This is a genomic window from Kitasatospora sp. NPDC057198, assembly GCF_042670125.1.
GTDB lineage: Bacteria > Actinomycetota > Actinomycetes > Streptomycetales > Streptomycetaceae > Kitasatospora.
The window spans coordinates 1-7,623 of sequence record NZ_JBHUWH010000380.1; the positions used below are offsets into that span (position 1 = coordinate 1).

General features: G+C 74.8%; 7 protein-coding genes. 4 read left to right on the forward strand and 3 right to left on the reverse strand.

All coding sequences use genetic code 11. The features are described from left to right. Positions 1-45: 45 nt before the first annotated feature. From ACFUEL_RS30610 to ACFUEL_RS30620, 3 genes are all read right to left on the reverse strand, one after another. Positions 46-1,725 (reverse strand): protein kinase, encoded by a 1,680-nt coding sequence (locus tag ACFUEL_RS30610; protein WP_380240035.1) that lies wholly within the window; start codon positions 1,723-1,725, stop codon positions 46-48. Between the two features lie 269 nt (positions 1,726-1,994). Further along, positions 1,995-2,654, reverse strand: coding sequence for a DUF4232 domain-containing protein (locus ACFUEL_RS30615; RefSeq protein ID WP_380240036.1), 660 nt, complete (start codon positions 2,652-2,654; stop codon positions 1,995-1,997). 215 nt (positions 2,655-2,869) lie between these two features. Beyond that, entirely contained in the window at positions 2,870-3,337 is a 468-nt protein-coding gene (locus tag ACFUEL_RS30620) for a MarR family transcriptional regulator (protein ID WP_380240037.1), read from the reverse strand. 127 nt (positions 3,338-3,464) lie between these two features. Between ACFUEL_RS30620 and ACFUEL_RS30625 the strand changes: the two genes are divergently transcribed. From ACFUEL_RS30625 to ACFUEL_RS30640, 4 genes are all read left to right on the forward strand, one after another. Next, a complete protein-coding gene (locus tag ACFUEL_RS30625; protein ID WP_380240038.1) occupies positions 3,465-4,526 on the forward strand; it encodes an ABC transporter substrate-binding protein in 1,062 nt (353 codons plus the stop codon). 175 nt (positions 4,527-4,701) lie between these two features. Beyond that, entirely contained in the window at positions 4,702-6,207 is a 1,506-nt protein-coding gene (locus ACFUEL_RS30630) for an APC family permease (protein ID WP_380240039.1), read from the forward strand. Further along, complete coding sequence (locus ACFUEL_RS30635; RefSeq protein WP_380240040.1) at positions 6,204-7,223, forward strand: acetamidase/formamidase family protein; 1,020 nt, start codon at positions 6,204-6,206, stop codon at positions 7,221-7,223. Before ACFUEL_RS30630 ends, ACFUEL_RS30635 begins: the two co-directional genes overlap by 4 nt. A gap of 84 nt (positions 7,224-7,307) precedes the next feature. Next, positions 7,308-7,623: putative quinol monooxygenase (locus ACFUEL_RS30640; RefSeq protein ID WP_380240041.1), on the forward strand; the 316-nt coding region annotated here is incomplete at its 3' end.

Consider the following 7,623-nt stretch of genomic DNA (forward strand, 5'->3'; position numbering starts at 1 on the left):
TCCTTCCCGGACAGCGGGGGGCGGGGCCGCCGCCGTGTGCCCGGTTCAGTCGGTGGACTTCACCACCTTGAGGATCTTGCCGGTGGCGCCCGCGGTGAGGTAGCCGCCGCCACTGCCCTGGTCGTCGGAGAGGTAGTAGCGGATGGTGATCTCGTCCGCGAACCAGCCGTAGTCGACGAGCAGGTAGCGGTCCGTCGGCTGCGGGACGGCGAGCCGGCTCTTGGCGGTGGCGGTGACCGTCGGGAGCTGGTCCCAGTCGATCCGGCCGAGGTCGACGAGCTTCTTGGCGCTGATGCTGTCGACGACGCCGCCGGCCGTGGTGGTGAGCTTCCCGGCGCGGTAGTCGACGGTGTCGTAGCGGGCCGGGTTGTCCTTGCGCACCACCTTGGCGTGGGCGTTGTCGGAACGGACCGTCATGTCGATGATCGTGGAGCTGCCGGTGCTCGACCGGATGGACTCGACCAGCGCCCGGGCACCGTCCGGGGTCAGCAGGTCGGTGCCGGAGGCGGGCGCGCCGGCGCCGGTGCCGCCCTTGGACGGCGCGGCGGAGGACGGCACGGCGGACGGCGCGGCGGACGGCACCGCCCCGGCGGTCGCGGGGGCCGTCGCGGGGACGGAGGCCCCGGCCGCGGGCGGGTCCTCGCCCCCCTTCCCGTCGAACAGCTTCGGCCCGAACGCCCACCCGAGCAGCCCGACCACCGCCGCCACCGCGACCGCCGCGGTCAGCACCGCCCCGGTCCGCCGCCGCGGGCCCGGGCTGCTCGGGCCGACCTCCTCGGTCGGGGTGTGCGGGAGGGTGCCGCCGGTCTCGGTCCGGCTGTACGGGGGCGGGGAGTTGGTCTCGGTCGGCGAGAAGGCGGGGCTGCCGCCGAGGGTGCCGTCGACGCCCTGCTCGGCGGCGGCGAACAGCCGGTCCAGCCGGGCGGCGTCGGGCCGTTCGGCCGGGTCCCGGGCCAGCAGCGCGAGCAGGGTCGGCCCGAGCACGCCGGAGCGGACCGGCGGCGGCAGCGGCTGGTCGAGGACGGCCGCCAGGGTGGCGATGCTGTTGGCCCGGCGCAGCGGGTGGTGGCCCTCGACGGCGACGTACAGCGTCATGCCGAGCGACCACAGGTCGGAGGCTGGGTCGCCCTCCTGGCCGCGGATCCGCTCGGGGGCGATGTACTCGGGCGAGCCGATCAGCGCGCCGGTGGCGGTCAGGCTGGTGGACTCGCTGAGCGCGGCGATCCCGAAGTCGGTGAGCACCGGCGTGCCGTCGGCGCGCAGCAGCACGTTGCCCGGTTTGACGTCCCGGTGCTGGATCCCGGCGGCGTGCGCGGCGGTGAGCGCGGAGAGCAGGCCGCGGCCGATCCGGGCGGCTTCCTGCGGCGCGAGCGGGCCGCGGCCGATCCGGTCGGCCAGCGAGCCGCCGGGAACCAGCTCCATCACCAGCCAAGGGTGGGCGAGTTCGGGGCTGTCGACGATGTGGTGGATGGTCACCACGTTGGGGTGCTGCAGCCGGGCCAGCGCCCGGGCCTCCCGCAGGACGCGCTCGCGCAGCTCGTACGCGGCCGCCGGGTCGGCGTCCAGCATCGCCGGATCCGGCGGCCGGACCTCCTTCAGCGCCACCTCGCGCTCCAGCAGGGTGTCCCTGGCCCGCCAGACCAGACCCATCCCGCCGCCCCCGAGCCGCGCCAGCAACTCGAAGCGGCCGTCGATCAGTTGGCCGCCCGGCCCCGCTGTCGTCATGCCGCCCATCGTAGGGGCTCGCCCCGACACCCCCCACCGGCGCCCGCCCCCGTTCCCGCACCTCGCCGCCGTGGTGGACGAACGGCCCGCTCCGGCGAACGGCCCGGCCCGATCGGGAGCCCCCGCACCGGCGGGCCGCACCCGGGTGGTCGGACAGTCGGGCAGTCGGACAGCAGGGCGGTCGGGCAGCAGGGCTGACGGGCCGTCAGCCGTGCGCGCGGGGCGGACCGGCCGCGCCCGGGGCGACGGTGCGCGGGAGCGCGGGAGGGTCAGGCGGCAGGCTCGAAGGGGCCGACGGTGAGGTCGCCGCAGACGCTGAGGGTGCCGTTGTCGACGCCGCCGGTGACCTGGACCTGGGACTGCTGGGTGGTGTCGGGCAGGATCACCGCGAGCTTGGAGCCCTGGACGGCGCAGACCAGGCGGCCGGAGGCGCTGCCCTCCGTGTTGACGTCGCTGTAGATCAGCGGGGCGGACGCGGACTTGCCGGGCTGCAGGGTGACGCTGGCGGCGTTGACCCCGCCCTGCCGGACGGCGTCCAGCGGACCGGCCTTGCCCTCGTCGTCGGCGAGCCGGACGCCCGGGAAGCCGGTCAGCGCGCACACCTTGCCGGAGGTGTTCTGGGCCCGGAGCTCGGCCCGCGCCGGCTGCTGCTCGTCGGCCCGCCCGGCGGGGCCGGCCACGGTCAGCTTGACGTCCTGGGCGGTGCACTTCGCGGTGCCGGCCGCCTTGGCGGGGGTGCTGGCGGCGTCCTTGCCCGTGCCCGCGCCGGTGCTCGCGGCGGTGCCCGCGCCGGGGGCGGCAGCGCTGCCGGTGGCGGCGGAGGTGGTCGCGGCGGCGCCGTTGCCGCCGTCGTCGTCGCAGGCCGCGAGGGTGAGCCCGGCGAGGAGGACGGCGGCGGCGGTGGCGGTCAGGCGGGTGATGGTGCGCATGGCGGCGGGTACCTCGGTGGGGTGGGGCGGACGGGGCGGCTCGGAAGCCTTCCCGGCAGTTGTACCGCCCCAAGATCCACAGCCGCGTTCCCCGTCCGTCCCAACCGTGTCACGGACTGCGGGCGCAACGGGCAACGCCGCCCGAAACCGGCGCGGGGCCTGCCCGATGGGGCAGTTCCGGACGCGGCGCCAGAGCGCGGCGCCAGAGCACGGCGTCAGAGCGCGGCGAGCCGGGCCAGCGGACCGGCCGGGTCGGGGAGGGCGCAGGCGGCGCGGACGGCGGCGTCGTGCGCGGCGGCGAGGGCGTCGAGGCGGGCCAGGCGGGTGCGGCCCTGCCGGGAGAGGTGGGCGGTGATCCGGCGGCGGTCCCGGTCGTCGTGGCGGCGGTAGACCTGGCCGGTGTCGGCGAGGGCGTCCACCAGGCGGCTCAGGCTGGCCTGCGGGATCAGCAGGGACTGCGCGAGTTCGCCCATCGGGTGGCCCTGCCCGTCGGCGAGGGCGCGCAGCACCCGCCACTGGTCGACGGTGCAGTCCTCCTCGGCGAGGGTGGCGGCCAGGCCGCCGGTGAGGCGGCGGTGGGCCAGCGCGACGAGTTCGACCAGCAGCGGCGCGGTGGCGGCGGCAGGGTCCGGCCCGGCCGCGTCCGGCGTGGTGGCGTCCGGCCCGGCGGCGTTCGCGGACATCCGGCCTCCCGTTCCGTTCCGATCCGTTGCGATCCGTTGCGATCCCTTGCTGCGGCCCGGCGGGGTTTCCCGGAGCCCGGCGGGACGACCATACTCGCACCGTCGGGGAAGGCGTGAGGAACGGGTGATGCTGGACGCCAGGCTGGTCGATCCGCTCGACGCGCTGCACCTCGGACGGGGGGACGGCGCGTTCCGGGTGGGTCTCGTCGTGCCGCAGTCCGGGACGCTCGGGCTGACCGGCCCGTCCGCGCTGGACGGCGCGCTGCTGGCCGCGCACGAGGTGAACGCCCGGGGCGGGGTGCTCGGCCGCCCGCTGGAGCTGGTGCTGGTGGACGGCGGCGGCGCGCCGCAGCCGGTGGCCGCCGAGGTGCGCCGGCTGCTGGCGGCGGGGGCGCTGGACGCGCTGGCCGGCTGCCACACCAGCGACGTGCACCGGGCGGTGGAGGCGGTGGCCGCCGAGCGGATCGCGTACGTGTTCACCCCGCCGCACGAGGGCGGCTCCCGGCGGCCCGGAGTGCTGTGCACCGGCATCGCCCCGGCCGCCCAACTCGGCCCGGCCATCGGCAGATTGACGGAGCGTCACGGAATCCGCCGGTGGGCGCTGATCGGCAACGACTACATCTGGCCGCGCACCGTGCACCGGGCCGCCGCCCGGCTCGCAACCGGGGCCGGGGCCCGGGTGGTGCTGGAGCGCCGGGTGGCGTTCGGGGCGGTGGAGCGGGCGGTCGAGCCGCTGCTGGACGAGTTGCGCGCCTGCCGCGCGGACGGCCTGCTGCTCAGCCTGATCGGCCGCGACCAGGTGGTGTTCCACCGGGCGCTGCGCCGCAGCGGGTTGGACCGGCGCCTGGTGCGGCTGTCCGGCGCGCTGGAGGAGAACGGCCTGCTGGCCCTGGGCGGCGACGGCACCGGCACGCTGTACGCCGCGATGCCCTCGTTCGCGACCCTGGCCGAAGAGCCCCGCCAACTCCTGGCCGAACGCCACCGCGCACTGTGCGGCCCGTGGGCACCGGTGCTGGACGCGTACGCGGTGGGCCTCTACGACGGCCTGCACCTACTGGCCGCACTGGCCGCCCGCCGGGCACTGGAACCGGCCGGCCTGGTCCGGGCGGCCGCCCCGCTACTGCACGCCGGGCGGCGCAAGGTGCACCTGGCACGGGCCGAGGGCCCGGCCTTCACCGTCCTGCCCTGAACCGTCCCGGACCGTCCCGGCCCGGACCGTCCCGTCCCGAGCCCCCCGCCCCGTCTGTGACCGTGACCGTGACCGTGCGCGATGGTCCCGCGCGCCGAGAAAACCCTTCCATCTGGAAATACTTACCCCTACAGTCTCCCCCACACCCGCTGGCCCGTCACGGAGAGGGAGCACCATGGCCGACACACCCGCGCCGCAGGGCATCGAGAGCTACGGCTACCAACAGGAGTTGCGCCGCTCGCTGACCTTCACCGACCTGCTCGTCTACGGGCTGGTGTTCATGGTGCCGATCGCGCCCTTCGGCATTTTCGGCAGCGTCTTCCAGGGCTCCGGCGGCATGGTCGCGCTGGCGTACGTGCTCGGCATGGTGGCGATGATGTTCACCGCGCTCTCGTACGCCCAGATGTCGCGGGCGTTCCCGATGGCGGGCTCGGTGTACACCTACGCGGGGCGCGGGATCGGTGCGCCGGTGGGCTTCCTGTCGGGGTGGATGATCCTGCTGGACTACGTGCTGGTGCCGGGCCTGCTGTACCTGATCGCCGGGGTGGCGATGAACTCGCTGGTGCCCTCGGTGCCGGTGTGGCTGTGGGTGGTCGGGTTCGTGCTGCTGAACACGGCGGTCAACTACCTGGGCATCGAGACCACCGCCAGGGTCAACAAGGCGGTGCTGGTCGGCGAACTGGTGGTGCTGGCGCTGTTCGTGGTGGTCGGCGTGGTGGCGCTGGCCGACGGCAAGGGGCGGGGCTTCGACTTCACGCCGCTGTACAACGGGCACACCTTCTCCTGGAGCCTGGTGTTCGGCGCGGTGTCGGTCGCGGTGCTCAGCTTCCTCGGCTTCGACGGCATCTCCACCCTCTCGGAGGAGAACCGGGATTCGGCGAAGGCGATCGGCCGGTCGATGGTGGCCGCGCTGCTGCTGGCGGGCACCCTGTTCATCGTGCAGACCTGGGTGGCGTCGCTGCTGGTCACCGATCCGGACTCGCTGGTGGCGAACGGCGACCCGGACGGCACCGCGTTCTACGACGCGGCGCGCACCGCGGCGGGCGGCTGGCTGGCCACCCTGACGGCCGCCGCGACGGCCGTGGCCTGGGGCTTCGCCAACTCCCTGGTGGCCCAGGCGGCGACGTCCCGGCTGCTGTTCGCGATGGCCCGCGACCGCCAGCTGCCGGCCTTCCTGGCCAGGGTGCACCCGACCCGCCGGGTGCCGGTGAACGCGACCCTGCTGACCGCCGGGGTCTCGCTGGTGCTGGGCCTGTACATGTCCTCCCGGGACGACGGGATCACCCTGCTGAGCACCCTGGTCAACTTCGGCGCGCTGACCACCTTCCTGGTGCTGCACGTCGCGGTGGTCGTGCACTACCTGGTGCGCAACCGCAGCCGGGACTACTGGCGGCACCTGATCGCGCCGGCGCTGGGCTTCGCGATCCTGGCGTACGTGGTGGTCAACGCGAACATCGCGGCGCAGCGGCTCGGCTTCGTCTGGCTGCTGGTCGGCGCGGTCGTGCTGACCGGGCTGGTCGTCACCGGCCGCACGCCGAAGCTGTCCGTCGCCACCCCCGAGCACACCGCCGGGAACACCACTGAGCCCACCGTCGGGAACGCCGCCGAGCACACCGCCGGAAACGTCACCGGGAGCGCCGCCGAGAGCGCCACCGAGCACACCGCCGAGGAGACCCCGTGAGCCTGCCCGAGCCCGTCCGCCTGTCCCCCGGCCCGGAGGACTGGGCCTACACCTTCGGCGGCCGGCCGCCGCTGACCACCGTCCGACCGGGCAGCGTCGTGGAGTTGACCACCGAGGACTGTTTCGGCGGCAAGGTGCGCGGCGTGGACGACCTGCCCAGCCGGGTGTGCGTCTTCCCGTACCTCAACCCGGTGACCGGGCCGATCGCGGTGGCGGGCGCCGAGCCGGGGGACGTGCTGGCGGTGCACTTCGTGGAGATCACCCCGGCCCGGGAGCACGGCTTCTCCAGCACCTTCCCGCACTTCGGGGCGCTGACGGCCACGCACCAGACGGCGATGCTGCACCCGGCGCTGGAGGAGCGGGTCTGGGTGTACGACCTGGACGTGGCGGCGGGCCTGTGCCACTTCCGGGCCCGCAACAGCGACCTCACCGTCGCGCTGCCGCTGGACCCGATGCACGGGACGGTCGGGGTGGCCCCGGCGGCGGGCGAGGTGCTGGCCTCGATCACGCCGGGCGCGCACGGCGGCAACCTGGACACGCCCGAGATGCGGGCCGGGACGACCGCGTACTTCGGTGTGAACGTGGACGGCGGGCTGCTGGCGATCGGCGACGGGCACGCCCGGCAGGGCGAGGGCGAGGTGTGCGGGACGGCGGTGGAGGCGGCGATGCGCACCACCGTGATCGTCGACCTGGTGAAGGGCGGCGGCCCGGCCTGGCCCCGGTTGGAGAACGACGACTTCCTGATCAGCACCGGCTCGGCCCGCCCGCTGGAGGACGCGTTCCGGATCAGCCAGCACGACCTGGTCGGCTGGACGGCCGACCTGCTCGGCCTGGACCAGTTGGACGCGTACCAGCTGGTCAGCCAGACCGGGCTGGCCCCGGCGGCGAACGTCTGCGACACCAACTACACGATGGCCGCCAAGCTGCCGAAGTCCGTGCTGGGCCGGGTCCGGGCGTACGACGGCCTGCACGAGCGGCTGCGGGCGGCCGCGGCGGCGTACCTGCGGCACCGGTGACGCCCCGGGCCGGTCGGATCTGCGATCGTTGCAGGTGAAGGCACACGCGCGCGTGTGCGAACCCACCGCAGAGGAGCAGTAGTCGTGATCTTCATCGCCGTGAAGTTCACCGTCCGGCCCGAGCACAGCGCGAGCTGGATCGAGCGGGTCGAGGAGTTCACCTCCTCGACCCGCGCCGAGGAGGGAAACGTCTTCTTCGAGTGGTCCCGCAGTGTCGACGACCCGCACCAGTACGTGCTGCTGGAGGCGTTCCGGGACGGCGAGGCGGGCGCCCGGCACGTGGAGTCGGAGCACTTCAGGACCGCGATGGCCTGGATGCCCGACTTCATCACCCGCACCCCGGAGATCGTCAACGTCGAGGTCCCCGGCACCGGTTGGAGCGCGATGGCGGAGCTCAGCC

Coding starts and splice junctions, on each gene's coding strand:
- ACFUEL_RS30610 (WP_380240035.1), bottom strand. CDS start 1,725: ATGACGACAGCGGGGCCGGGCGGCCAACTGATCGACGGCCGCTTCGAG.
- ACFUEL_RS30615 (WP_380240036.1), bottom strand. CDS start 2,654: ATGCGCACCATCACCCGCCTGACCGCCACCGCCGCCGCCGTCCTCCTC.
- ACFUEL_RS30620 (WP_380240037.1), bottom strand. CDS start 3,337: ATGTCCGCGAACGCCGCCGGGCCGGACGCCACCACGCCGGACGCGGCC.
- ACFUEL_RS30625 (WP_380240038.1), top strand. CDS start 3,465: ATGCTGGACGCCAGGCTGGTCGATCCGCTCGACGCGCTGCACCTCGGA.
- ACFUEL_RS30630 (WP_380240039.1), top strand. CDS start 4,702: ATGGCCGACACACCCGCGCCGCAGGGCATCGAGAGCTACGGCTACCAA.